At 65.2% G+C, this 23,379-nt stretch carries 27 protein-coding genes and 1 pseudogene; 11 read left to right on the forward strand and 17 right to left on the reverse strand.

Features of this window, described 5'->3' with window-relative positions:
- Window positions 1-3: 3 nt before the first annotated feature.
- From NO978_RS15210 to cbiT, 9 genes are read right to left on the reverse strand one after another with little or no spacing between them, the layout of a single operon-like run.
- Window positions 4-1,230: a CbiX/SirB N-terminal domain-containing protein gene (locus tag NO978_RS15210; protein WP_257300444.1), complete on the reverse strand. Its 1,227-nt coding sequence runs from the start codon at window positions 1,228-1,230 to the stop codon at window positions 4-6.
- A complete protein-coding gene (locus tag NO978_RS15215; RefSeq protein ID WP_257300445.1) occupies window positions 1,227-1,943 on the reverse strand; it encodes a cobalamin biosynthesis protein in 717 nt (238 codons plus the stop codon). The genes NO978_RS15210 and NO978_RS15215 overlap by 4 nt, the downstream gene beginning before the upstream one ends.
- Window positions 1,936-2,196 carry a ferredoxin gene (locus NO978_RS15220; protein WP_257300446.1) on the reverse strand — a complete coding sequence of 87 codons (261 nt, stop codon included), beginning with the start codon at window positions 2,194-2,196 and terminating at the stop codon, window positions 1,936-1,938. The genes NO978_RS15215 and NO978_RS15220 overlap by 8 nt, the downstream gene beginning before the upstream one ends.
- Complete coding sequence (gene cobJ, locus NO978_RS15225; RefSeq protein ID WP_257300447.1) at window positions 2,186-3,262, reverse strand: precorrin-3B C(17)-methyltransferase; 1,077 nt, start codon at window positions 3,260-3,262, stop codon at window positions 2,186-2,188. Before cobJ ends, NO978_RS15220 begins: the two co-directional genes overlap by 11 nt.
- A 2-nt stretch (window positions 3,263-3,264) precedes the next feature.
- Complete coding sequence (locus NO978_RS15230) at window positions 3,265-4,164, reverse strand: precorrin-3B C(17)-methyltransferase (RefSeq protein WP_257300448.1); 900 nt, start codon at window positions 4,162-4,164, stop codon at window positions 3,265-3,267.
- Between the two features lies 1 nt (window position 4,165).
- Window positions 4,166-5,191 carry a cobalt-precorrin 5A hydrolase gene (gene cbiG / locus NO978_RS15235; RefSeq protein ID WP_257300449.1) on the reverse strand — a complete coding sequence of 342 codons (1,026 nt, stop codon included), beginning with the start codon at window positions 5,189-5,191 and terminating at the stop codon, window positions 4,166-4,168.
- 3 nt (window positions 5,192-5,194) lie between these two features.
- On the reverse strand, window positions 5,195-6,061 hold the full coding sequence (locus tag NO978_RS15240; RefSeq protein ID WP_257300450.1) for a cobalt-precorrin-4/precorrin-4 C(11)-methyltransferase: 867 nt from the start codon (window positions 6,059-6,061) through the stop codon (window positions 5,195-5,197).
- Complete coding sequence (locus tag NO978_RS15245) at window positions 6,058-6,912, reverse strand: cobalt-factor II C(20)-methyltransferase (protein ID WP_257300451.1); 855 nt, start codon at window positions 6,910-6,912, stop codon at window positions 6,058-6,060. Before NO978_RS15245 ends, NO978_RS15240 begins: the two co-directional genes overlap by 4 nt.
- Entirely contained in the window at window positions 6,909-7,478 is a 570-nt protein-coding gene (cbiT, locus tag NO978_RS15250; RefSeq protein WP_257300452.1) for a precorrin-6Y C5,15-methyltransferase (decarboxylating) subunit CbiT, read from the reverse strand. Before cbiT ends, NO978_RS15245 begins: the two co-directional genes overlap by 4 nt.
- A 147-nt stretch (window positions 7,479-7,625) precedes the next feature.
- On the opposite strand from cbiT, the gene NO978_RS15255 reads away from it, so the two are divergent.
- Window positions 7,626-8,435 (forward strand): MarR family transcriptional regulator, encoded by an 810-nt coding sequence (locus NO978_RS15255; RefSeq protein WP_257300453.1) that lies wholly within the window; start codon window positions 7,626-7,628, stop codon window positions 8,433-8,435.
- Between the two features lie 117 nt (window positions 8,436-8,552).
- On the opposite strand, the gene NO978_RS15260 is transcribed toward NO978_RS15255, so the two are convergent.
- Window positions 8,553-9,935 (reverse strand): hemolysin family protein, encoded by a 1,383-nt coding sequence (locus NO978_RS15260; protein ID WP_257300454.1) that lies wholly within the window; start codon window positions 9,933-9,935, stop codon window positions 8,553-8,555.
- A gap of 73 nt (window positions 9,936-10,008) precedes the next feature.
- A complete protein-coding gene (locus NO978_RS15265) occupies window positions 10,009-10,986 on the reverse strand; it encodes an AIR synthase family protein (RefSeq protein ID WP_257300455.1) in 978 nt (325 codons plus the stop codon).
- 97 nt (window positions 10,987-11,083) lie between these two features.
- On the opposite strand from NO978_RS15265, the gene NO978_RS15270 reads away from it, so the two are divergent.
- The 5 genes from NO978_RS15270 (at window position 11,084) to NO978_RS15290 (ending at window position 15,919) form a co-directional block, all read left to right on the forward strand.
- On the forward strand, window positions 11,084-12,136 hold the full coding sequence (locus NO978_RS15270; RefSeq protein ID WP_257300456.1) for an alanine--glyoxylate aminotransferase family protein: 1,053 nt from the start codon (window positions 11,084-11,086) through the stop codon (window positions 12,134-12,136).
- Window positions 12,137-12,347: 211 nt separating this feature from the next.
- A complete protein-coding gene (locus tag NO978_RS15275; RefSeq protein WP_257300539.1) occupies window positions 12,348-12,557 on the forward strand; it encodes a hypothetical protein in 210 nt (69 codons plus the stop codon).
- Window positions 12,557-13,594, forward strand: a complete 1,038-nt coding sequence (locus NO978_RS15280; RefSeq protein WP_257300537.1) for a sulfite exporter TauE/SafE family protein — start codon at window positions 12,557-12,559, stop codon at window positions 13,592-13,594. The genes NO978_RS15275 and NO978_RS15280 overlap by 1 nt, the downstream gene beginning before the upstream one ends.
- A gap of 175 nt (window positions 13,595-13,769) precedes the next feature.
- Complete coding sequence (locus NO978_RS15285; protein WP_257300457.1) at window positions 13,770-14,963, forward strand: MBL fold metallo-hydrolase; 1,194 nt, start codon at window positions 13,770-13,772, stop codon at window positions 14,961-14,963.
- A 149-nt stretch (window positions 14,964-15,112) separates the two neighbouring features.
- On the forward strand, window positions 15,113-15,919 hold the full coding sequence (locus NO978_RS15290) for a high-potential iron-sulfur protein (protein WP_257300458.1): 807 nt from the start codon (window positions 15,113-15,115) through the stop codon (window positions 15,917-15,919).
- Window positions 15,920-15,925: 6 nt separating this feature from the next.
- On the opposite strand, the pseudogene NO978_RS20010 reads toward NO978_RS15290, so the two are convergent.
- Window positions 15,926-16,042: pseudogene (locus tag NO978_RS20010) on the reverse strand (universal stress protein); the annotation flags it as partial.
- A 214-nt stretch (window positions 16,043-16,256) separates the two neighbouring features.
- Between NO978_RS20010 and NO978_RS15300 the strand changes: the two are divergent.
- Complete coding sequence (locus tag NO978_RS15300; protein WP_257300459.1) at window positions 16,257-16,421, forward strand: hypothetical protein; 165 nt, start codon at window positions 16,257-16,259, stop codon at window positions 16,419-16,421.
- 1 nt (window position 16,422) lies between these two features.
- On the opposite strand, the gene NO978_RS15305 is transcribed toward NO978_RS15300, so the two are convergent.
- Window positions 16,423-17,160, reverse strand: a complete 738-nt coding sequence (locus tag NO978_RS15305) for a type 1 glutamine amidotransferase (protein ID WP_257300460.1) — start codon at window positions 17,158-17,160, stop codon at window positions 16,423-16,425.
- A 202-nt stretch (window positions 17,161-17,362) separates the two neighbouring features.
- On the opposite strand from NO978_RS15305, the gene trxA reads away from it, so the two are divergent.
- The 4 genes from trxA (at window position 17,363) to NO978_RS15325 (ending at window position 20,741) form a co-directional block, all read left to right on the forward strand.
- Entirely contained in the window at window positions 17,363-17,776 is a 414-nt protein-coding gene (trxA, locus tag NO978_RS15310; RefSeq protein WP_257300461.1) for a thioredoxin, read from the forward strand.
- A gap of 150 nt (window positions 17,777-17,926) precedes the next feature.
- Window positions 17,927-18,928, forward strand: a complete 1,002-nt coding sequence (locus tag NO978_RS15315; protein WP_257300462.1) for a lysylphosphatidylglycerol synthase domain-containing protein — start codon at window positions 17,927-17,929, stop codon at window positions 18,926-18,928.
- 86 nt (window positions 18,929-19,014) lie between these two features.
- Complete coding sequence (locus tag NO978_RS15320; RefSeq protein WP_257300463.1) at window positions 19,015-19,881, forward strand: universal stress protein; 867 nt, start codon at window positions 19,015-19,017, stop codon at window positions 19,879-19,881.
- Window positions 19,882-19,973: 92 nt separating this feature from the next.
- Window positions 19,974-20,741, forward strand: coding sequence for an SDR family NAD(P)-dependent oxidoreductase (locus NO978_RS15325; protein ID WP_257300464.1), 768 nt, complete (start codon window positions 19,974-19,976; stop codon window positions 20,739-20,741).
- Window positions 20,742-20,780: 39 nt separating this feature from the next.
- Here the strand turns inward: NO978_RS15325 and NO978_RS15330 are convergent, their stop codons facing one another.
- The 4 genes from NO978_RS15330 to NO978_RS15345 form a co-directional block, all read right to left on the reverse strand.
- Window positions 20,781-21,470: a cell wall-active antibiotics response protein gene (locus tag NO978_RS15330; RefSeq protein ID WP_257300465.1), complete on the reverse strand. Its 690-nt coding sequence runs from the start codon at window positions 21,468-21,470 to the stop codon at window positions 20,781-20,783.
- Window positions 21,471-21,587: 117 nt separating this feature from the next.
- Window positions 21,588-22,304, reverse strand: coding sequence for a DUF2270 domain-containing protein (locus NO978_RS15335; protein ID WP_257300466.1), 717 nt, complete (start codon window positions 22,302-22,304; stop codon window positions 21,588-21,590).
- Between the two features lie 15 nt (window positions 22,305-22,319).
- Complete coding sequence (locus NO978_RS15340; RefSeq protein WP_257300467.1) at window positions 22,320-22,904, reverse strand: DsrE/DsrF/DrsH-like family protein; 585 nt, start codon at window positions 22,902-22,904, stop codon at window positions 22,320-22,322.
- 2 nt (window positions 22,905-22,906) lie between these two features.
- Window positions 22,907-23,149 carry a sulfurtransferase TusA family protein gene (locus NO978_RS15345; RefSeq protein ID WP_257300468.1) on the reverse strand — a complete coding sequence of 81 codons (243 nt, stop codon included), beginning with the start codon at window positions 23,147-23,149 and terminating at the stop codon, window positions 22,907-22,909.
- Window positions 23,150-23,379: the final 230 nt, after the last annotated feature.

Consider the following 23,379-nt stretch of genomic DNA (forward strand, 5'->3'; position numbering starts at 1 on the left):
GTGTTACAGTGTTTGATCGACGAGATCCGAGACGATACGGTCCCGATCGAGGTGGGACGAGACGATTCGCTCCGCGTCGGCTCGGTCGACATCCCCGTACCAGACACCGTCGGGATAGATGGCGACCATGGGGCCATCGCCACAGCGGCCGAGACACGACGAACGCGTGATTCGGGCGTCGCAGGCGTCGGAGTCACGGGCCTCCTGTCGCAACCGTTCCAGAACGGCCGGCGACCCGTCGGCGGCACAGGTCTGATTCGTACAGACCGCCACGTGTTTCTCCGGTGCGTCGTGGGCGTGTGGCTGGGCGTCCACGTCGTCACGATCTGCGTGAGATTCCTGGTGTGTCAGCGCCCGAAGCATCGCTCTCGCGCCACCGACGTCCTCCTCGTACCCGTCGAGTTCAACCTTGTACTTGCAGGTGTCACAGGACATGTCTACGCTGTCGGTCCGAGCTTCCTGCCACCGGTCACCGAGCACGTCCAGAATCCGGGTGTCGGACCCGAGCGGGTCGCCCGCGCCAGCGTCGACGTACGGATACTCGTCGTCGAACTCGGCGGCACCGTCGCGGATACGTCCGGTGAGTACGCCGTCGCCGAGCATGTACGGGAGGACAACCACGGCGTCCGGACGGCTTTTGGCCACCGTGTGTAGCATCTCCTCGAGGCGCGGCTCGGTCACACCGACGAACGACGTCTCGACACGGTCGAAGGAGCGCCCCTCGTACAGTAACCGGGCGAGTTTGTGCGCGTCGCTGTTCGCGTCCGGGTCGCTGGAGCCGCGGGCACAGAGGACGACCGCGACGTCCGCGTCGTCACGGTCGATCCCCAGCTCCGCCTCCACGGCAGCAGCCCGGTCGTCGAGGAGGTCGACGAGTGCGGGATGTACCCCGAGATGCGCACCATTGTGGATGGTGGTTCCGGGGTGTTCAGAGCGGGCGTTCCGGACTGCCAGTGGCACGTCGTTCTTGACGTGACTGGCTGCGAAGAGCGATAACTGGACGACGGTGATTCGCGAAACACTCGAGGCGAGGCCCGCGATGGCGTCGGGAATCGACGGTTTCGCGAGTTCGAGGAACCCGGCGTCTACCGGGACGCCGAGTCGTCCCTCCAGGTCGGCAGCGAGCGTCCGAACCTGTTCGTTCGATTTCTCGCGACGAGAGCCGTGTCCGACCAGCAGCACCGCTTCGTCGTCGAGGCCGTTCGAGCTCGCTTTCGCGTTCGTGGTCATCGGGAGAGTTCACCCACCTCGCTACCCGTTGCACGTTCGACGCTCCGGCGGAGCTTCTGCCGCCGCTCCGCCGAGTACAGTCCCGACTCGCTGCTGCCGGCGTACACCCACCGGGCGAACGCCGCCGTGTCCGCACCGTCGCCCAGGCCGAACCAGTAGCCACCCGAGGATGTCTCGGAGAGGTCGTCGGTCGGAACGTGGGGCTCGGCGGCGTCGACGAGCGACTGAACCGTCCGAAGCAGGGCTTCGTCGTCGTGAACGAACGAGACACCGACCGAGCCCGAGGACTCACGGAAACAGACGGTGCCACAGGCCTCGAGTAATCCGCGGACGAGCTGTGGACGGTACTCCGCGAACGTCCCGAACCGGTAGCCTCCGGGCTGGCCGTCGATGGGAAGGCCGAGCGCGGCACTTGCCCGGTCGGCCAGCATCCCGAACACCTGCAACTCGTACTCGTCTTCGAACCGGGTAATCGAGGCGTCGTGTACCGACTCCCGAGCGGCGATTCGATGGTCCTGGTCCGTCCGACCGGCCCCGGCGATCGCCGCAATCGCGTCGGCCGACCTCTCGTCTACGGTCCGAACGGTCACGCAGTCCTGGCTCAGGTCGCCGTCACCGGCGACGCGTCCCCAGAAGTAGGCCGTGGCCGGTGTCGCGGTGAGCAGATCTTCGACCGGGTCGGGTGTCGCGGTTCGTCGGTTCGCGTCACTCATCGGCTTCCTCCGGCAGTACCTCGATCGCGTCGACCGGACAGGCACGGGCCGCCTGTTCGGCCGCCGTCAGCTGCTCGTCGGTGAACGTCACGAGCTCCGTTCCGTCCACGGTGCGCTCGTGCTGACTCCCGTCTCCTCCGTCGATGGTCGCCAATCCGTCCGACGCCTCGACGAACCGGTCGTCTCGGACGAGGCAGGCGAAGACGCCGTCACAGGCGTCACGGTCGAGCCGCACCTGGTACTCAGTAGTCATACTTGGACTCGTACCCTCGGGGCGTCACCATCCGGTCGTCCCAGACGTACGTCTCCTCGTTTCCGACGAGGATCGTCGTCGTCATGTCGACGAGGTCCGTCTCGCCGAGATGCTCGAGTTCCCGGAGCTCGACGATGTCGACCTGCTCGTCGTCACGGCCCGCACCGTGGACGATACCCACGGGCGTGTCCGGTGGACGATGCTCCAAGAGAATCTCACAGCACTTCCGGAAGTTCTCCCGGCGTTTGCGGCTCCAGGGGTTGTAGATGGCGATGGTGAACCCCTCCTTGGCTGCCGCGTGGAGCCGGGACTCGATGGTCGGCATCGACGTCAGGTGGTCCGACAGGGAGATACTGACCGTGTCGTTCACGAGCGGTGCGCCCAGCCGTGCGCCACAGGACTGGGCGGCGGGGACGCCCGGGACGACCTCGAAGTCGACCATGCCCGCGGTCGCGCCCTTCGATTCGAGGATCTCCAGCGCCAGACCGGCCAGCGCGTACACGTTCGGGTCGCCGCTGCCGATGATGGCAACGTCGTTACCTGCGAGCGCGCGGTCGATCGCTTCCTCAGTGCGGGAGACCTCGCCACACATCGGCGTGTCGTACAGCTCCTCGGCCGACTCTCTGACCGCTTTGGGCAGCAGTTCGACGTACGTAGTGTACCCGACGATGTGCTCCGCGTCGAGTAGCGCGCCGCGGGCACGCTGGGTCATCCCCTCCGGCTGTCCCGGACCTAAGCCGACTGCGACGAGCCGTCCGGAGTCTGCGTCGAAGTCCTCGACGGTCGACCCGACCTTCTCCTCTGTCGTCGACTGTTTCGAACTACCGCAGCCGGTACTGGACGACGACGTGGAGTCGCCACACGTCGACGTGCTCTCAGCAGTGTCTGTCGCCGCTCCGGAAGCGTTCGGGACGCCCCCGTCGGATTCGGTCTCCGGGGTGGTGGCCCCGCACTTCGAAGTCGATTTGGTGGCAGTCGTAGTTTCAGCCGTGTCTGAAGCGTCGCTCGCCCCACAGCCGGTTTCGGTGTCTGTGCTCGTCTCGGTGGTGGTGTCGTCGGAGGTCATTGTCAGAAGTCGTCGACGTCACGCCCGCCGCGCGGGGTGACGAGGTGCTTGCCGTAATCGTTCTCCCAGACCGTCGTCTCGTGAGTGCCGACCAGGATGGACGTTCCCATCCCGCCGACCTCGTCGTCGTGGTCGGTCGCCTCGCCGAGGGTGGTGATGGTGTGTGTCTCGTCCTCCAGATTTCGACCTGCGTCGCCGCGGCCCGCGTCGTTGAAGATGCCGACCGGTACGTCGTCGGCTCGCTCCTCGCGGACCACGTCGATAGCGCGCTCATAGTCACGCCAGCAGTTGTAGAGGACGATGACGAACCCACTGATCGCCGCGGCTCGCAGTTTCTCCTCGATCTCGTCCCATCCGCGCCACTTGTCGGACAGCGAGACCGTACAGAAGTCGTTCGACAGCGGCGCGCCGAGGTTGGCGGCGCCACCGAGCGCCGCTGTCACACCGGGGACCACCTCGATGGGAACGTCGTACGCCTCGTCCGCCTCGGCCATCGTGTACAGGAGGTCGCTCTTGCCGTAGACGTTCGGATCGCCGCCGGACACGTGAGCGACAGATTCGCCCGCCCGAACGCGTCGGAACGCCTCACGGGCCAGTTCGATCTGCTTCCCCATCGTCGAGCGGACGAGCGTCTGGTGGGTCCCCCCCGACCGTTCGAAGACGGTCCCGGACTCGTCTCCTGCCGCCGTCCCCTCGGCAGGTGCGGCTTCCACCTCGGCGGTCTCCGGGGGGAGCGTTCCGTCGCGCCGGAGGAACTCCTGGTAGAGGTTCGACGCGATGACGCAATCGGCGGTGGTGATGACGTCCCTGGCCCGCTGCGTCATCGCGTGCGGCAGTCCAGGGCCGATGCCAACGACGAAGAGGGTTCCCATCTCGTCGGTGGCGGCATCGCTGCCAGCCATCTTACCGCCCCACCGCGACGGTCACGGCGTCGTCGAACCGCTCTTTCTTGCGGGCGAGTTCGTGCTCGCGCCCGCCGGCGATGGCCGACGCTTCGGCGATACCCGGCCAGCCGATGAGTTCCTTCGACCGCGAGGGTGTGGGCCCCTCGAACTCCGCCAGCGTGTCCTTCTCGAAGAGGACGACCCCCGCACCGATCTCCTGGGCTGCCTCGTAGAGCCCCTCTTCGCCCTCCTTTCGAGTGGCGGTCGCGACGAACTCCACGTCCGAGAAATCCAGATCCAGGTCGTCGAGGGCAGCCTCCCAGGCATCGAGCACCTGCGCTTTCCTCACCCCCGAGACGGTGCCGGTCCCGAGGACGACGCCGTCCGCAGCGTTGCGCTTGAGCACGGTCACGTCGTCCCCGACGAGGACCGCTCTGGGGCCGTCGAGACGGGTCACCGCACCGAGTCCGTCGTTCAAGACGGCGAGGTTCGTCGCGACCGTCGAATCGCCGTTGACGACGTGGGTGTCAAGCGCCTTCGCCTTGCTCTCGACGCCCTGCTTGCCCGCAGCCTCGCTCGCGGTCGTCATCGCCGGGACTGCACCCAGCTGTGAGAGGTCGTGGGCGACCTGATTCGCACCGTGGTGGCCCCCCGTGATCGGGATTGCCCAGGTGAGCTCCTCGTCGACGACGACGATAGCGGGGTCGTCCCACTTGTCGTCGAGGAGCGGTGCGGCCTTGCGCATCGCGATACCGGACGCCATCAGTCCGACGAAGCAATCGTACTCGCCCCAGTGTTCCGCGAACACGTCACCGTGGTACTCGATGATATCCACGCGCTCGTAGCCGTCGCCGATTTCGGCCTCGATCTCGCGAGCGGTGTCGAGTTTCCGTTCGAAGCTGATGATCGCGATCTCCTCGGCCACCTCGCCGTTGCGAGACGATGGCTCGCAGCTCGCCGAGCGTTGCTCGGCAGCGTCCGAGTCCGGCGTGGAACAGTGGCCGCCCGATTCGCCTGCTTCCGGTTCGTTCGTGTCGGTAGTCATGAGTCAGTCGTCCGCCTGGCTCTCAGTGGAACTGCGGTTCGCCCAGTCGCCGTACAGGTAGGAGCGTTCGTAACCCGCTTTCCGCGCCGCGTCGCCGATTATGACGAGCGCGGACGCACGGTAGCCGGCTGCCTCCAGCCGCTCGCCGATGGTTCCGATGGTCCCCTCGATGATTTCCTCGTCCGGCCAGGAGGCGTGATAGACCACGGTCACCGGCGTCTCCGGGTCGTGGCCGTCTTCGAGGAGGCGGTCCATCGTTTCGCCGACAGCGTGGGTGCCGAGGTAGATGCAGGTCGTCACGTCGCCCATCTCGACGAACTCGCCGATGTGGTCGTCCTCTGGCTCGAGAGTCTTCCCCTGGGGACGGGTGAACGCGACGTGGTTAGCCACCCCGTTCAGCGTGAGCTGGGTCCGCAGCGTCGCGCTGGCCGCGAACGCAGAGGTCACGCCCGGAACGATGTAGGTCGGAACCCCCTCGTGTTCCAGTGCGTCCATCTGCTCCAGCGCTGCTCCGTAGATTGCCGGGTCGCCGCTGTGGAGGCGGACGACCGTCCGCCCGGCCTCGTAGGCGTCCCGCATCAGCGGCACCAGCTCTTCCAGGTCCTTGCCGATGCTCGACACCTGCTCGGCGTCCGCACAGTACTCGTCGAGGAGTTCGCTGTTGACCAGCGAGCCGGCGTGGACGACGAGATCTGCCGCCTCGACCAGCTCTCTACCGGTGACCGTGAGGAGCCCTGGATCGCCGGGACCGGCGCCGATGAACGGGATACCCTCCTGGCTCTCGCCGGCCGTTCGCTCCCGAATCCGTTGGTCCCGCTCCGCCGCGCGGGTGGCGGACTCCGCGTCGATAGCGTCTTGTGGGTCGGTCATCGGGGCTTTCCCTCCGGGACTTCGTCGCCGCAGGCTTCGCCTTCTGCGCGCTCCATGGACACGGTTTCCCTCCGGAATCCGTCTCCGGGGCAGAGCCCTGAACCAGAGCGGGCCCCGCCATCGGTCTGCACTCTCGGTCCGATGCCAGCGGTGCGCTCCGATTCGGCGTCTTCGAAGGCCGCCGTCGCTGGCTCCGAATCGAGGTCGTGTTTCTCCGCGTACGCCAGCGTGTAGTAGTCGCGTTCGTCCAGCGTACGGGGGTCATCCGTCACGACCGTCTCGCCCTGCTCCATGCACAGTCGACGGCCGTACACCACGTCGTAGCCCGCGTCGACGAGCTGTTCGTGGGTCGTCGGGACATCGGTGACCTTGAACAGAATCATGCGGTCTGGCCCGGTCGGTGCTGCACCACGGGCGGCCTCGTGAAGCGTGAGACTCGCCCCGGAAGCGATCTCGACGCCGAGCGCCGTGGTGAAAGCTGTCACGGCGCTCACCCCGGGAACGACCTCGATATCGACATCAGCGTGGAACGCAGAGAGCGTTCGCCGCAGGTGCCCGAACGTCGAATAGACGTTCGGGTCACCGAGCGTGACGAACGCCGCAGTTCCCTCGCGAGCACGTGGTGCCATCTCCTCAGCGGCCTCGCGCCACGCTCGCCGGAGTTCGTCCTCGTCGCGGGTCATCGGAAAGTCGAGGTCACCGATTCGGTCCTCGGGGACGTGCTCGGCCGCCACCGACCGGGAGAGGCGGCCAGGCGAGTAGACGACGTCCGCCGCTTCGAGGATTCGACGGCCCCGTACGGTCACGAGGTCGGCGGTGCCGGGCCCGAGTCCGATGCCGTAGAGAGTCATCGCCGCCCCCCGTCTGCTGCGACAGCATCGGTCTCGCCAACCAGCATGTACACCGGGTTGTCGGAGTCGAAACTCGTCGCGCCGGCGAGTTCGTACCCGTGACTCACCTGAAATTGGACGACCTCTTCCAGGAGGTCCCGCTCGCGGAACGCTTCGGTGGCGGCTCCAGCGACTTCGAGCCGCGAGACGTTCATGACGAGACGGGCAACGCCGGTCTCGACTGCGTGGTCGAGGACTGCCTCGTAGTTCCGACTGCCACCGACGAACAGGGCGTCTGCGTCGTCGGGTAACCCCTCGGGAGCTTCGGCGTTCCGAAGGTCGACGTTCCCGGTCACGTCGTTGGCAGCGAGATTGCGTCTGGTGGTCTCGATCCGTTCCGCGTTTCGTTCGAGTGCAGTGACCCGACCCGCGCGCCGCGCCGCCTCGATAGTGACGGCGCCGGTGCACGAACCGACCTCCGCGAAGTGGTCGGTCGGCCCGAGGTCGAGCTTGCTGTGAAGGACGGCCCTGACCTCCGGTTTCGTCGGACCGGCCTTCGCATCGTGTGGCAGCGATACGTGTGCCATCGCCGAACACAACTATCGTGAGTCGTAAAACAATTGTGATTGTTTTAGAGAAACTCAGATTGAGCTATCTGCCACAGAACCACAATTTCAACAATCTCACCCGTTCTAGGCCAAAATTACGTTAGTTCACGGCTCGGAGGAGGGACGATGCCGAAGAACACGGCCGGTCCCGAGGAATTCGGCATTCTACAGAGCAAACGAAACGCCACCCGGTACCAGATTCTGGTCCAGATCGCAGACCGACAGCCCGCGGTGAACCAGCAGGAGATCGCCGACGCTATCGGGATTACTGCCCAGGCTGTGAGCGACTACCTCCAGGACCTGGTCGAACACGGATACGTCAACAAGCGTGGGCGATACGAAGTGACCAAGGAAGGAGTCGACTGGCTGATCTCCCAGACCGACGAGTTGCGTCACTTCGTCGAACACGTCTCCGAAGACGTTATCGGACAGGTAGAGGTCGAGACTGCGATTGCGACGACGGAAATCCACGAAGGAGAGACCGTTTCACTGACGATGCGGGGCGGTGTTCTACGGGCGATATCCGGTGGGACGAGAAGTGCAACTGGAGTTGCAGTCACGAACGCCGAGGCAGGGCAGGACGTTGGAGTTACGAACTTCGACGGGGTCCTCGACTACAACTTGGGAGCGGTGACTATCGTCCCGGTCCCACAGGTTCAAGACGGTGGTAGTTCGGCGGTAGATTCGAACGAAATCGCCGAGATGGCCGAGGGCCACGATCTGATCGCGGTCGGTGGAGTCGAGGCTATCGCCGTCACGGAGACAGCAGGTCTCGAGCCCGACATCCGGTTCGGAAGCACGCCCGCCGTTCGAGAAGCAGCTACGAAGGGACCCGACATACTGCTCCTCTCTTCGGCAGAGGTGCTCTCGACGTACACCGACAAACTCCGGGAGCAGAACCTCAGCTACGAGGTCGTCGACGTGGCGGACACGTAGTGCCTCCAACTCCGATACGGAGGCTATCCGCGTCATCCCATTCGAGCGCCGACCGGGTATCACGGCTGCAGGAGGCGTCCAGAGCTGTCCGGTCCGAATCCATCGTTCGAAAGGCCGTCAGTCGGGGTTGCGCTCGTCGACGGGCGGGTCGCCGTCGACCGGGTCGTCGCCAGCGTGCTCGACGGTCACCCGTGCCTTCTGAATCCGCGTGTCCGCCACCTGTTCGGCCCGCAGAGTCACGTTCTCGTAGTCGAACTCCTCGCCCTGCTCGACGAGCCGGCCCGCGCGGTTGAAGATGAAGCCAGCGATGGTCTCGAACTCCTCGCCCTCGGGGAGGTCGATATCGAGTGCTTCGTTGACCTCGTCGATGTTTACCTCGCCGCGAACCAGCACCTCGGTGTCGTCGACGAACTCCATCGGGTGCTCCTCGTCGCCGACCAGTATCTCGCCGACGATCTCTTCGAGGACGTCCTCCATCGTGATGAGGCCCTGAGTGGCACCGAACTCGTCCATGACGATGACCATGTGCATCCGGTTCTCGCGCATCTCGGTGAGCAGGTCGTCGACGCTCTTCGACTCGGGCACGTGGAGCGTCGGCCTGATCACGTCCGCTACCTCGAGTTCGGAGAACTCGTCGTGGCCCTCTAGCTCCCGGATGTCGAAGACGCCGGTCACGTTGTCAAGCGAATCATCGTAAGCGGGGAGGCGGGCGTGCCCCGACTCGATGCAGTGCTCGATAGCCTCGTCGACGGACGCGTGGACCGAGACGGCAGCCATGTCGAGGCGTGGGGTCATCACTTCCTTCGCACTGGCGTCGGTGAAGCGCAGGGTCCGCTGGAGCATCTGCCGTTCCTCCTCGTCGAGGACGCCCTCGCGCTCACCGGTCTTGATCATGTTTCGGATCTCGTCGCGGGAGACGTACGACGACTCTATCGAGGAGTTGCCGCCGGTGAGTCTGTTCACGACGTTAGTCAGATGGTAGAACAGGACGATCAGCGGCCACAGCACCTTCTCGACGACTTTCAGCCCCCGTGCGACGCGCCGGGCGTGCAGCTCCGTGTTCTCGACAGCGTAGGACTTGGGTGCGCTCTCGCCGAATATCAGCACCATCGAGGTGATCCCGAGCGAGGACACGATGACGGCCGTCCCCGCATCGAAGTAGAAGCCGACCAGCGTGGTCGAGACAGAGGACATCGTGATGTTGACCATGTTGTTCCCGACGAGGATGGTCACGAGCAGGCGGTGTGGGTCCTCTTTGAGGGATTTCACCGCGGCGGCTCCGCGTTTGCCCTCTTCGACCATCGCGTCGATCTGGTGGGTCGGCAGGGAGAACAGGGCGATCTCCGAGGAGGAGAAGAACCCCGAGCCTACGAGCAGCATCCCTATCAGGACGACACCGACGACGGTGATCTGTGTCTGTCCCAGTTCGATACCGAGGACGGGCACGGTGTAGAGTGGGACCTCGACCCCAGAGACAGCTGTGAGCACTGGTGAACCCATCGTACGGGAACGTTACCGGAACTGGGAATTAAACCCTGTGTGAGGGATTCAGGAACTCACTGGTGGACGGCGCTCACGCCCAGAGCTCGTACATGTCGTCGCGCACGCTGTCCCGGTACTGTCGGCCATTGCAGTGGACACCGACGTCCGTTGCGTCGTCGGCAGCCGAGACCGACGCTACGACCGTCGCATCGATTCCCTCCGACTCGAGCGTCGAGACCACGCGCTCCGACTCCTCGGCGGGAACGGTGGCGAGCATCGCGCCGGAGCCGAGGATTCGCAGCGGGTCGACGTCCATCGCGGCACAGAGGCGTCGGGTCTCGTCTCTGACGGGGACCGCCTCGCTGTCGAGTTCGATAGAGACGGACGAGGCACAGGCGACCTCGACGAGTCCGTTGAGCACGCCACCTTCGGTGGGGTCGTGCATCGCGGTCGCAATCGGAGCGAGCACGGCTGACTCGGGGAGCACGCTCACGTCGTCGAAGAAGGCCGCTGCGCTGTCGACAGTGGCCGACTCGACGCCAGCGTCGACGAGTGCGTCGCGGAAATCTGTCGCCAGGACCGCGCTCCCTTCGATACCGGCTCCCTTCGTGAGTAGCACTGCGTCCCCCGGATTCGCACCGGAGGTCGGCACGTAGCGGTCTGTCGGGCCCATACAGGTGAGCGAGAGGAGCGGCCTGTCGAGTGCGGCGAGTGTCTCGGTGTGGCCGCTGACGATGGTGATTCCGAGTCGACGAGCCTCCGCGTCGAGCTGCCCCGTCACGTCGTCGAGGAGGTCCTCGTCGTTGTCCGGCAGGAAGATGGTGCTCACCAGCCACTCGGGCATGCCACCACAGGCGGCCACGTCGTTGCTCGCGATGGCGACGCCGAGGGTCCCGATTCGTTCGGCGGCGAGCGAGATCGGGTCGGTGCTGACGACCAGTGTCGAGCCGTCGACTGCGACGGCGGCCGCGTCCTCGCCGTAGCCGGCACCGACGAGCAGGTCGTCGTTCGGTGCGCCCGTACGCGAGAAGATGTACCGCTCGAGGTCTGCGGGCGAGAGTTTGCTCATGGGCACCTGTGGGTGTGGTGTCTCCTTGTGCTTTCTCGTCGCGACCGGCCTCTGTCGACCCCCCAGGGCTAAGCCTCGCGGCCCGCAACGTCGACCCATGCAGATGACACCCGGCCCGACGGCAGTGCCGCAGCGGGTCCGCGAGCGCATGAGCGAGCCGATGCCGAACCCGGACGTCGAGGAGTCCTTCTTCGACCGCTACGACGATGTCTGCAGGAAGCTCCAGCGTGTCTACGGGACCGACGACGACGTCGTCGTGATGGGTGGCGAAGGCATCCTCGGCCTGGAGGCCGCAATCGCGTCCACCGTCGCCCCGGGCGACGAGGTGCTGTGCATCTCGAACGGGCTGTACGGCGACGGCTTCGCGGACTTCGTCGAGAGCTACGGCGGCGAGCCGACGGTGGTCGGAGCCGAGTACACGGAGCCACTGGACGTGTCCGGTGTCGAGGCGGCCCTCAAAGCGGGGGAGTACAAGCTCGCGACGATGGTCCACTGCGAGACGCCGACGGGGACGCTGAACGACATCGAGCCGGTGCTCGAACTGCTCGACGAGCACGGTGTACTGACCATCGTGGACGCGGTCTCCTCCCTCGGCGGGACGCCGGTTCCGGGCGAGTACATTGACATCAACCTCGGGGCGTCCCAGAAGGCGTTCAGCGCCCCACCGGGGCTGACGACCGCCGCGGTCAGCGACAGGGCGTGGGAGGTGGCCACGGAGCGTGACCCGGACTCGCTCTACACGAACCTGCTCCCGTGGCGCGACACGAGCGAGCGGTTCCCGTACACCCATCTGGCCGCAAACGTCGCCGCGCTGGACGAGTCGCTCTCGCTGCTGCTCGACGAGGGGCTGGGGTCGGTGTACGAGAGACACGAGCGAGCAGCCACGCGCTGTCGCGAGCGGGGAGCGGAGCTGGGACTCGAACCGTATCCGCCGGCCGAGCGCAGCGCACCGACCGTCACCGCGTTCCACCTGCCCGGACGAGCCGAAGCACTGCAGGAGGAGCTCGCGTCCGAGCACGACGTCGTGCTCTCGCCGGGCCTCGGTGAGCTCGCCGACGACATCCTCCGGGTCGGACACATGGGCTACAACGCGGAGGTCGAGAAGGTCGACCGTGCGATGGACGCGCTGGCGACGGTCCTCGACTCGTAGGCTGGCCCGCGTCCAGGTGCTGTTCCTGTGTCGGTCGAATTTTACGCCCGCCGACAGGTGTAGCCACGCGTAACTTATGCATCGGTACGCGTCTGTTATGCCGATATAGTATTGTATGATAATCCCAAAACCGTTATCTACCCTCCTCGATTACGGACTACCGTGCAGAAATCCAATATCCACGCAAGACCGTTCGAATGGGTGAGTAGCGATGCTCGGTATTGAAACACTGAGCGGCAACACTCTCGCGGCAGCGCTCGTCGGTATCGTGCTCTTCGAGGCCCTCCTCCTGTACGTCGGCTACGGGGCGCTGGAGTCAGTGGTCGGGGCGTCAGTCCGTCGTGTCCTCGAGGGAGAGTGCAAGGTCGCCGAGGTCCTCCTTCGGCGTTGCTCGACGCCGGCCGGAGGTGCCGACCAATGATGGAGCTGATGGGGGTCGGTGTGGACCTGCTGTTGCTGTTCACCGGCTTCGGCCTGCTCATCGGCATCTTGTTCGGTTTCTTCGGGATGGGTGGGTCGTTCCTCGTCACGCCCGCGCTGCTGGTGATGGGGTACGAGCCCAACGTAGCGGTCGGCTCCGGGCTGGCGTTCGTGTTCGGGACCTCCGTCATCGCGACGCTCAAACACCGTGACCTCGGCCAGGTCGACTACAAGCTCGGCGTCCTGATGATCGCCGGGACGACGGCCGGCATCGAGGTCGGCAAGCTCGGGCTCGAGTACCTGCAACACATCGGGCTCGCCGGCACTGTCGTCAGCGTCGCGTACGTCCTCCTGCTCGGCGGCATCGGTGTGTTCGTCACGCGCGAGGCGCTGAAGGGAGGCGGTGGCGGTGGTGTCGACCACGACGCCGAGGGCGAAATCGACGCGGAGGATATCCCCGATATTGCGAAGAAGATACAGTCCTACCGCGTGCCGCCGATGATGAAGCTCCGTGGCGATGTCAGGGTCTCGCTCTGGCTCATCCTCCTCGTCGCGTTCGCGACCGGGCTCCTCTCCGGGTTCCTCGGCGTGGGCGGTGGCTTCATCCGGATGCCCGCGCTGTTCTACCTGATCGGCGTCCCGGTCCCCGTCGCGGTCGGGACGGACCTGTTCGAGATCGTCTTCTCCGGCGGTCTGGGCAGCTTCCTCTACGCGCAGTCCGGCGCGGTGGACCTCAGCATCGTCGTCCCGCTGCTCGCGGGGAGCGCACTGGGGGCGCGTCTCGGTGCTGCCGCGACGAGCCTGGTCGAAGAGGACGACATCAAGGTGTACTTCGGGGTGATGCTGCTGCTCGGTGCGGTCGCGGTCGCCGTCCGCGAGATCGGTGGGGTCCTCGAGATGCCCATCCTCGACGCCGTCAGCCTCGTCATCATTCTCGGAGCCGCACTGCTCGTCAGTGGTGCAGTCACCTACAGTGCGATCAAAGAGCTGCGCCGCGACAAATCCGAGTCCACACCTGCGGCGTCGCTCAGCGACTGACGACGGAACTGTATTGCTTTTCGTTTGCACTCCTGCTCTACTGCTACCTGTCCGTTAGAGCCATCTTGGGTTTCATTTGGGCCATCTTGGCGCGATAGGCCACACGTCTATATCCACTGTATTGCACAAAACTCACAAGATATAAGGTGGCCCATCCCCAAACGGCGAGTGTAACATGGATGCAGACGACTTCCCGACACCCGATGTCGAGGTCGACGAGATCGAGCCGGACGAACTGAAGCGGCAGATCGACGACGGCGAGGAGGTCACCATCCTCGACGCTCGGATGAACGGTGACTTCGACGAGTGGCACATCGAGGGTGAGAACGTCGAGATCGCCAACGTCCCGTACTTCCACTTCCTCGAGGACGAGGTCGAGGACAGCATCCTCGAACAGGTTCCCGAGGGGGAACCGCTCGTGGTACTCTGTGCGAAGGGCGGAGCCAGCGCGTACGTCGCGGGCAAGCTCGCGGAGAACGGCCGTGACGTCGTCCACCTGGACGAAGGGATGAACGGCTGGGCACGCATCTACGAGCGCGTCGAGGTGGCGCGCTACGATGGTCCGGGGACGCTCTACCAGTACCAGCGTCCGTCGAGTGGCTGTCTGGGCTACCTGCTCGTCGCCGACGGCGAGGCCGCGGTTGTCGACCCACTCCGCGCGTTCACCGACCGCTACATCGAGGACGCGGGCGAACTCGCCGCCGAACTGACCTACGCCTTCGACACGCACATCCACGCCGACCACATCTCCGGCGTCCGCGAGCTGGACGCCGAGGGCGTCACCGGCGTCATCCCCGAGGCCGCGCGCCAGCGCAACGTCACCTACATCGACGAGCTCGTCCCCGCCGAGGACGGCGACGAGTTCGCCGTCGGCGACGCAACCGTCGAGACGGTGTACACGCCGGGCCACACCAGCGGCATGACCTCCTACCTTCTCGGGGGCAGCCTGCTCGCGACGGGCGACGGGCTGTTCGTCGAGAGCGTCGCCCGTCCCGACCTCGAGGAGGGTGACGAGGGTGCGCCCGACGCGGCGCGCCAGCTCTACGAGTCCCTCCAGACGAAGGTCCTCACGCTCGACGACGAGGTCCTCGTCGGCGGTGCCCACTTCAGTAGCGCCGCAGTACCCGCCGAGGACGGAACGTACACCGCTCCCATCGGCCAGCTCCGCGAGGAGATGGACGCACTCACGATGGACGAGGAGGACTTCGTCGAGGTCGTGCTCGCGGACATGCCCCCGCGTCCCGCGAACTACGAGGACATCATCGCGACGAACCTCGGCCAGCAGAGCGCCGACGACGAGGAGGCCTTCGAGCTCGAACTCGGCCCGAACAACTGTGCGGCCAGTCAGGACGCCATGACCGGCGACTGATCGGTTCTCCAGCAGCACTGCCCATGGGTTTGCTGCGTTGTTCTTCCGCTTCGGCGTGAGGCAACACGGCGTTTTTCGAACAGTTCTAATCCGGGGTTAGGCCGAATACTATCTACATAATTTTATATGATAGTCACTGACGTACACGTATGGAGGGAGATAGTTCGAAACCGGGTGGTGGCGGCGCCTACCACTACTGGAGTCGACGACACTATCTGGTCGCGACGGGGGGTATCGCAGCACTGAGTGGCTGCCTCGGCGGTGACGTCGACGAAGCGGATGACGCTGGAACGACCACTGGCGGTGCCACGTCGACCACGATGGCCGACGGCGAGGAGGAACTCCCGGACGGCGTCTCGGAGGAGGAGTTCGAGAACGGGCCCGTCCCCGAAGCCTATCGAGCGGCCGTCTCTCTCGGCGGGGAGCAGCGGAACGCGGACGACCTGTTCGCCAAGGGCGACGTCCAGTTCTCCGAGTACGACGAGGCGCTGGAGAACGACGCCCACCAGCCGGGCCGGTGCTGTGCGAACTGCGGAGAGTTCATCGCCGACAGGAACGGTGACGCCTTCGGCGCGTGCTCGGCGGTGAACGGGTACATCGACGGCGCGGACTGGTGTAGCGTCTGGGAGGAACTGCCCGAACCCAGTGTCCCCGAGGGACTGACCGAGTCGGAGCTGCCTACCGCGCAGGTTCCAGCGGAATACCGGACGGCCAGCTCACAGGGCGGGGAGGAACGGGACCCCGACGACCTCGACACGCAGGAGGCGGTTCAGCTGACGGAGTCGGTCGAGGCCATCGCCGACGGGCTGGGACAGCCCGGTCAGTCCTGTGGCAGTTGTGCGGAGTTCATCCCGGACAAGAACGGAGATGGATGGGGAGCCTGCGCGAAGGTCGAGGGCTACGTCGCGGTCGAGGACTGGTGCAGCATCTGGGAGCACGTCACCGAGGAGCGCTGATCGTGGGGTCCGCGACGGCGGCACGCGCAGGACGTTGGAGTTCGCCCGTGCAGTGACGTCCTCGGAGACGCTGCCCAGGAGGAGTCGCCGCATCCGGCTTCGACCTCGCGAGCCAATGGAAACATTGCGTAGAAATGTGTCTAACGCGGACGAGTAACCGAGAGCGATGCCCACAGTATCTCTCCCAAGCGCCCTTGTCGGGACTTCGTGCCAATATCCCGACTCCACTTGCCATTCAGTATTGGATAAAAAGCACAAGATTGATTGTCGGGTCGCGGGGAATCGTAGACATGAACGATCACGGTACTCCCGTGGACCCCGTGGAGGCGTGGTGGCGATGATTCAGGTGCTGGCTGGTGGTCCCCTGGCCTGGCTCGTCATCGGGGCCGTCGTCCAGGTGGCCCTCGTTGCGTTCGGTACGTACGTCGGCGTGCTGATGGCGCTTCAGGAGTTCACCGGTGCAGAGTCGTGGGACGACGCGGTCGACGGCGGGAACGAGTGAGTCAGTACGAGCGGCCGTGGACTGGGCTCGCGACCGGTTGATGTGACCCACTCAGGTCGAGGAAGTTCGCGAAGACGGCCTTTGCCGCCTCGGCTGCGGCCACGGACTCGTCGGTGATTCCGTCGAGGACCTGCTGGATGCGGTCGGCGGGGAGGTCCTTCCCCTCGGTGACCCAGACCGCAGTCTGCCGGTCGTACTCGGGGTGGAACTGCAGGCCGTAGCTGCTGCCGACCCTGTACGCCTGGACGCCTCTGTCGTTCCGCGCCAGTACCTTCGCGCCCGGCGGTAGCTCGGCCACGCGGTCGGAGTGGGTCTCGAAACTGACGAACTGTGCCGGAACCCCGTCGAATAGCTGGTCCTCGCCGACGCGCGAGACCTGCCGGTAGCCCAGTTCGTACTCGCCCATATCGACCACACGACCGCCCAGGGCCTGCGCGATGAACTGGTGGCCCCAGCAGATGCCGAGAATCGGGACGCCCGCCGCGTGGACACGGCGCACCCACGCTGTGGCCTCGTGTATCCAGTCACGGTCCTCGTAGACCGAGGTCTGCGACCCACTGACGACGACCCCGTCGTACCGCCACTCCGCACTGGCGACAGTCGGCGGCCGTTCCCCCGCGGGTAGCTTGTAGACGTCGATGTCGACCTCGGCCGACGCCGCCGCGAGCTCACGAACGAGGTTGCGCTCTGCCGGCGTGTCGCCGACCGACGCGTCGAGGACGGCAACGTGTCGGTTCATGGTGAACTGTACGCATCGAGGCCACATAGTATTTCGTATTTTACCCATGATTGGATGGTCAGCCTGTGCTAGAACGCAGACAAATATGGGCCAGGTGGGCGGAATATGCTTTCCTTGCCTGTATCTCGAACGGTACCCCGATTGATTGTATTGTGCAATAAGAGCACAACACCTAAGTTCGAGGAGCATCAACGAACTGGTGATGAGTGGAGATAGTTCAATCGAGGACATTCGCAATCAGAAGATCGACGAGATGAAAAAGGAGACCGAGGACGCCACAGAGAGCGAGGCCGGCGCGCCGGCGGAGCCGGTGTACGTGAACGGCGTCGACAAACTGACGTCGACCACCTCGGAGTACGACGTGGTCCTGGTCGACTTCTACGCTGACTGGTGTGGCCCCTGCCAGATGCTCGAGCCAGTCGTCGAGTCCATCGCGGAGAGCACGGCTGCGGCAGTCGCGAAGGTCGACGTCGACGCGAACCAGCAGCTCGCCGCACAGTTCGGCGTCCAGGGTGTCCCGACGATGGTTCTGTTCGCCGACGGCGAGCCCGTCGAGCAGATGGTCGGCTTCGAGGACGAGGGAACGCTGCGGAGCCTCGTCGAGCAGTACAGCTAACACCGACCCGCTTGAGACCGTTCCACGCCCTTCTCAGTCCGACCCGACGAGAGACTGGTCATGGCCAGTTGCGTCGTTCGGTAAAGCCAGTGTCCAGTCCCCTGAGGCGACGACGGCGGGTTTAATTGGGTGCTGCTCGGAGTCCACAACGTGCGTCCGTTCGTGCGGTTCATCGTCGGCGCGACGCTCGGTCTGGCAGCGATAGCCGTCTACCTCTCGGTCGTCGGTGTGACGACGGTGCTGGACCGGGCGACCACGTTGGCACCGGTCGTCGCCATCCTGGTACTCGGACTCGTGCTCGTCGAGGGTGCTGCGGACGGTATCGGCGTCTGGGCCTCCGTCCGCCCGCTCAACGGTGGGATTTCACCATCGAAGAGCGTTCAGTTCGCGTTCGCGGGTGACTTCTTCGATACACTCAGCCCTGCGGGGCCGGTGACGTCGGAACCCATCATGGCACGGTTCTTCGCCGTCGAGACGGAAACGAGCTACAGCGAGGCGCTCGGAGTGCGAGGCGTCGCGAAGTACGTGAAATCGGGCGCTCAGCTACTCGTCTCGACGCTGCTCGTCGCCACCCTGATTCTTCTCGGTCCGACGCCGCCGTTCCTCATCTACACGCTGGGCGGTGCCGTGGCGCTCCTCGCCGTGGTCGGTCTCCTCCTGGTCGTCACCCATGCAAAACTGCGCGGCGGCGTCGTCGCCGTCCTCGCGACGCCGGTTAGGTTCGTCTCCTCGCTCTACCGGTCCGACCCGCACGACCGGGAGGACGTGGAGGCTGCAGTCGAACGCTTCTGGATGCGCGTGGCGGCGTTCCGGGACGCTCCCGTGCTCGTCGCGCTCATCGCCGTCGGGGGTATCGTCGAGCAGGTACTCACCGCGGGGGCGCTCTGGCTGGCGCTCGGAGGCATCGGCGCACCGGTCGCGTTGCTCCCCATCGTCGCGGTCATCCCGCTCCCACAGGCCGCGAGCGCCGTCCCGATACCGGCCAGTCTCGGGGCGTACGACGTGTTGCTCGGGGCGGTCCTGGGGCTGCTTACCGTCGCATCACAGGCGGATGCCGCCGCTGCCGTCTTCGCGGTTCGGACGTTCAGCATCGGCTCCGCCCTTGCGGTCGGCGGCATCTCGACCGGGTTCTTGCGTGGCTGGCGGCCCTGAGCCGGGTTCGGACGAGCCGGGCGGCGGGATTCGGTCTCCGGCGCTCGCCCCGAGATATTTGACACCTGCTCTCCAACGTTCAGAGTATGTTCGACGAGATACTCGTTCCGACTGACGGGAGCGATTGCGCAGCCGCTGCCGTTGGAAACGCGGTGGACATCGCGAGCCACTACGACGCCACCGTCCACGTTCTCAGCGTCCTCGATTCACGCAGCCAGGAGAACGCAGCGCACCAGGCGCGGGGCGGCAGTCGTGCCGAGTCAGTCGTCGAGGAGGTCACGGCGGAGGTGACGACCGCCGGCCAGGGGGCCGAACGCGCCGTCCGCACCGGAGTTCCCTACGAGGTCATCCTCGAATACGTCGACGAGGCCGGCATCGACCTCGTGGTGATGGGCACCCACGGACGGACGGGCGTCGAGCGCTACCTGCTCGGGAGCGTCACCGAGAAGGTACTCCGCCGTTCCGACGTGCCCGTGCTGACGATCCGGGACACCGAGGACGGCTCGGGGCACTACCCGTACGAGTCGGTGCTGGTCCCGACCGACGGGAGCGCCGCTGCTGGGGCCGCCGCGGACGTGGGCCTCGACCTGGCGACACGCTACGGCTCCGAACTGCACGTCGTCTCTATCGTCGATGTGCTATCGATGGGGATGGACGTCCGCTCCGAGATGATGACCGACGCGCTAGAGGCCTCCGCCCGAGAGGCCGTCGACGAGATCGCCGACCGAGCAGGCGGTGCCGTCGGTGGCGTCGAAACCGCGGTCGGGTACGGAAGCCCGTACAAGAAACTGCGCCGGTACGTCGAGGAGAACGACGTCGACCTCGTAGTGATGGGCACCCACGGCCGGACTGGACTGGAGCGCTACCTGCTCGGGAGCGTCACCGAGAAGCTCGTCCGAACGTCTCCAGTACCAGTGCTGACAGTTCGGACGGGGGAGGCTGGCTCCGAGTAAGCGGTGGATGGGTACCCAGTCGAGTCTCAGCGAACTGGAACTATCGTCTCGTTTTATCAGCTCTCGCGACGAATTACGGCCGGTGCCCACACATGACACTACTTGACGACGAAATCGCGGTCATCACGGGCGGCAGCTCGGGTATCGGACGCGGCATCGCACTCGCGTTCGCCGAACACGGTGCCGAGGCCGTGGTCGTCGCCGACGTCCGCGAGGATCCAAAGGGAGAGGGAGTTCCCACGCACGAGAAGATCGAGACGGAGACCGACGCCGACGCAGCGTTCGTCCACTGCGACGTGACGGACCGCGACGACCTCGTGACAGCCATGGAGGCCGCCGACGAGTTCGGTGGCGTCTCCATCATGGTGAACAACGCGGGCGTCTGGCGCGCCGAGGACTTCTTCGACGTCACCGAAGAAGAGTACCGCGGGCTGATGGATATCAACCTCTACGGCGCGTTCTTCGGGTCACAGGTCGCCGCAGAACGGATGGTCGAGGGCGACGGGGGGAGCATCATCAACATCTCCAGCATCGCGGGGCTGTTCGGCAACGGCAACTGGCCGACGTACTCGGCTTCGAAGGGCGGGCTCACCATGTTGACGTACTCGCTCGCGCACAAGCTCGGGGAGCACGACATCCGAGTGAACGCCGTCCACCCGGGCAGCATCGAGACGATGATCGGTGGTGACCAGGAGACCAGCGAGGAGGAGGCCGAGGCCTTCACCCAGCAGGTCCCGCTCGGGCGGTACGGACAGCCCGAGGAGATCGGTGGGGCGGTGACGTTCCTCGCGAGCGACCTCGCGAGCTACATCACTGGTGAATCGCTCGTCGTGGACGGCGGTTGGACGAGCTGGCGCTAGGAGATCAGAAAGCCCGGAAGGCCCGCCGGGTGGCCCGCGTCAGTTCTTGACTTCGATGCCCCCGAAGGCGGTGAACCCGCCGACGACGAGGTCGACCTCGTCGTTGACAGTCTCGTACCGGCGACGGGAGTCCTCGGCCGCACCGAGGACCGGCAGCACGTCCATCTGGACGTTCCAGTCGCGCGGGACGATGACCTCGGCCCCACCGAACAGCGCAACGGCGTTGACGCGGGCGGGCCGGTCGACGACCTCGGCGTCCCGGAGGTCGATCTCCACACCGCCGAAGATGGCGGTGAGGTCTGCGCCCGTGAACGCCTTCGAGGTGTTCCGCCGTTCGGCGCCACCGAAGGCAGCGAACATCGAGGTGAACGCATCGTCGGTCGCGACAGCCCTCGCCCGGTGGGTCCCGAGGACCACCGAGAGACCGAACGCGATGACGAGCACCGGCCAGAACACGATGACGTCGTCGACGGTCGTGAAGTCGAGCGCGACGGCCTGCCAGGCCACGCCGATGCTGATCAACACGACCGGGCCGACGATGCTCCGGAGACGGCTCTGGTACAGCGCAAGGATGCCGATCACGACGAACAGCGACGGCGTGTACAGCAACAGTTCCGAGGTGGGGAACAGGCCGGTCGTATCCAGCAGGAGGAGCGCTCCGAGGACGACGACGAGGCCACCGAACAGTACCTGGACGGACGGGAATCTCCGGGATGAAGTGGTGCTCATGCTTTAGTATACGCAAGCTGATAATATAAAGCAGTAGTATGAATGTCGCGGGCAGAGAACGAGGCCTGGGACAGAACGATTATCCTCTACAGATCGTGGGAACCTCGGAGATGTGGATCATCCGCGGAGGTCCTCGAACCTGAGTTCGCTCCGCGCGTGCCACGTCCGCGGTCGGAACGCGACGACCAGCGCCGTGACGTAGAACGCGGCGACGGTGAGTGCCACGACCGCTCCCGGAATCGCGCCCACCCGTGCAGTGGCGAGCCACGACTCCGTCGCGAATGCGGTGATCCGTATCGTCCAGGCAACGAGGAGCACACCGAACAGCGGCAGATAGATCCGTCGCAAGCGGTGAGCGATGGCCTCCTCGGTCGTGATCTTCAAGGTCGGCTGGCGGTAGTCCGATGCTAGCTCGGTCCGCCAGTTCGGGTTACTGAGTTCGACGCTGGGGTCGAGTCCCTTCGCGAACACGTTCTGCTGGAGCGAGCGGACCCGAGTGCGCCAGATATCGTACCCGCGATACCGGCGCGCCTCGACGACAAGGAAGACGGTCAGCGTCGCGATGCCGATGAGGATGACGTAGTGGGGCGTGTTCGTGGACGAGAACGACCACGTCAGCAGTGCCGAGATGACGACGACCGCCCAGTTAGTGGTCCGGTCCAGGCGCTCGCGCCAGAACTTCATCCGGTGGATCTCGCCACGGTACAGGTGGGCCATCGACGAGCTCGGACCCATCTCCTCGTCCAGCAGCCCCTCACCGACGAGCGGGTCGGCGGCGGGCACGCTGTCTGTCTCGGTCTGCTGCGTCCGCTCCTCGGGTGAATCCTGTGTCATGGAGGAAGTGGTCGGTCAGACCAGAAGCTGGATGTCCGCCTCGGCCATGTCCTGGATGGCCGTCGCTGCGCCGACGCCGGTGCTGACACCCTCGAAGAAGTCGTCCTCGTCGTAGTCCATCAGGTCGATGGTCATCTGGCAGGCCTGGAACTCGACGCCCATGTCGAGCGAGGTGTCGATGAGTTCCTCGATGGTCGCCGTGTCGTTGTCGGCGATCTGCTTCTCCATCATCCGGGTTGTCATGCGGTCCATCCCGGGAAGCGCGCCGATGACGTTCGGGACGGGCATACTGGGGTTCCCGACCGAGCTCAGCTGGAGGTTCTTGGAATTCTCCTCGTGGAGGATTTCGAGCCCCCAGAAGGTGTGGAACACGGTGACTTCGTAGCCGAACGCGGCGGCCGTGCTCGCGAGGATGAGCGGCGGGTACGCCATGTCGAGGGTACCCTTCGTCGCGATGATGGACATCTTCGGGTCGTCGTCGGCGGTGTCGGCCTCGACGTCGGCGAGCCGCTGCTCCAGCTCCTCGACCTGCGCGGCCAGTTCGGCACGCGACGGCTCCTCGCCGTCGGGTTCTGCAGCGTTTGGTGTGTCGGTCGACATGGTTACTCCGTCTTGCGCACGTAGTGGGTGTAGAGACCGTCACCTTCGGCCTGGTCGACGAGCTCGACTCCCGGTGTCGAGTCGGCCCAGCCGGCGATGTCGCTCATGCTGCCGGAGTCGGTCGAGAGCACCTCGAGTACCTCCCCACTGGTGAGGCCGTCGATGCTCTGTTTCGTCTTGACGACCGGCATCGGGCAGTTCTGTCCCTTCACGTCGAGCGTCTCGGTTGTCTCGTGCTCAGTCATTGTATTGACTTCACCACCCAATACTGTTGGGGGAGTAAAAAGCGTGTCGGTAGCAATTCGGTTGTGGGACACTACTACAACGGGCCAAGGCATTTCAGTTCGGCTGAAGTGGGCTCTGAGCACCGAGAGAGCTATTAGTATTGTTTAGTAGTAGAACTACTATGCAAACCCTTATCTGTGCGACCGCTGTAGGTGGAACCGACAATGACAGACGGACGGTACACCGGATG

It is taken from the genome of Haloarchaeobius sp. FL176, assembly GCF_024609245.1.
Classification (GTDB): Archaea; Halobacteriota; Halobacteria; order Halobacteriales; family Natrialbaceae; genus Haloarchaeobius.